The 1,599-nt window shown below is 67.2% G+C and carries 1 protein-coding gene; it reads left to right on the top strand.

Translation table 11 applies throughout. The features are described from left to right. The first annotated feature begins 189 nt into the window (after window positions 1-189). Window positions 190-1,374 (top strand): IS481 family transposase, encoded by a 1,185-nt coding sequence (locus tag ACYVLP_RS23505; protein WP_460629713.1) that lies wholly within the window; start codon window positions 190-192, stop codon window positions 1,372-1,374. Window positions 1,375-1,599: the final 225 nt, after the last annotated feature.

The following is a 1,599-nucleotide window of genomic DNA, read 5'->3' on the forward strand; positions in this document are numbered from 1 at the left end:
ACTGAACAGATTCGAGTGTCAAGGATCAACCGGCATCGAACTGTCAACCATCAGCCGGAGGTCAACAGGCCCACCACACGTTTGTATGAGTTCGGCTCATGCACGACGGATCGGCTCCGGTACATGCCTGACATGGCTCCGGCTGATCCTTGACGCTGGCTCCGGCTGATTCTTGACACTCACCTCATGTTGGTGGAGCTGAGTGTGGTGGAGCAGAAGTACCAGGCGGTGCTCGCCGTGATCGCCGAAGGCCGGGAGGTCACGGACGTGGCCCGGCAGTTCGGGGTGTCCCGTCAGACGCTGCATGCGTGGCTGTCCCGGTACGAGGCCGACGGGTTGGCCGGGCTGGTGCCGCGGTCTCGGCGGCCGGGTTCGTGCCCGCACCAGATGGACCCGAGCGTGGAGGTGCTGGTGTTGGAGCTGCGCCGGACCCATCCGCACTGGGGCCCGCGGAGGCTGTTGCACGAGCTGGCTCGTCGTTCGGTGAGCCCGATGCCCTCACGCTCGGGGGTGTACCGGGCGCTGGTGCGGGCTGGGGTGATCGAGGTCGAGCCGCGCCGGTCTCGTCGGGAGCACTGGCACCGCTGGGAACGCGGCTCACCGATGGAGCTGTGGCAGCTGGACCTGGTCGGCGGGTTCCTGCTCGCCGACGGCAGCCACGCCAAGGCGCTGACCGGGGTCGATGACCACTCGCGGTTCTGTGTCAGCGCCGCCCTGATGCCGCACGAACGCACCGGCCCGGTGTGTGACGCGTTCGCCGCGGCGTTGCGCACGCACGGGATCCCGCAGCAGGTCCTGACCGACAATGGTCGGGTCTTCACGGGCCGGTTCAACCACCCGCCGGTCGAGGTGCTGTTCGACCGGATCTGCCGGGAGAACGGCATCGACCACCTGCTCACGGCGCCGCGCTCACCCACCACCACGGGAAAGATCGAGCGGTTCCACCGGTCCCTGCGCGCCGAGTTCCTCACCGGCCGCATGTTCCCCACGCTGGCGCGGGCCCAGGCCGAGCTCGACGCGTGGGTCCGCGGCTACAACCACGACCGGCCGCACCAGTCCCTGGATATGGCCACCCCGGCCAGCCGATTCCTGCTGCCGGACAGGCAGGATCAGCGCACCGAGCCCGTCCTCGAGGCCCTGGCACGAGACCGGACCGGTGACGACTGGGTCTCCCGGCTGGTCGCCGCCAATGGCGTCATCTCCGTAGCCTGGCAGCAGATCAGCGCCGGGATCCACCGTGCCGGCCACCGGGTCGATGTCCACGTCGCGGACCACGTACTGCAGATCTGGGACGGCGCCGAGCTGCTCAAGACGGTCGAACGCACCACCCGAGGGGAGGTCCGCAAGAAGAACGCCCAGAAGCAACACGCGTAACCTCGAAAACGAGTGTCAAGCATCAACCGAGACACCCCCGTCAAGCATCACCCGAAGCCATACAGGCCCACCACACGTTTTGTATGACTCCGCCTGATGCTTGACGTTTGGGCTTCGGTTGATGCCTGACAGTGTTTCGGCTGAACACCTGCTGACCAAGCCTCGCTCGCCCACGACGACCGGCAAGATCGAGCGGTTCCACCGGTCGCTGCGGGCCGAGTTCCT

This window comes from Intrasporangium mesophilum, assembly GCF_054783095.1.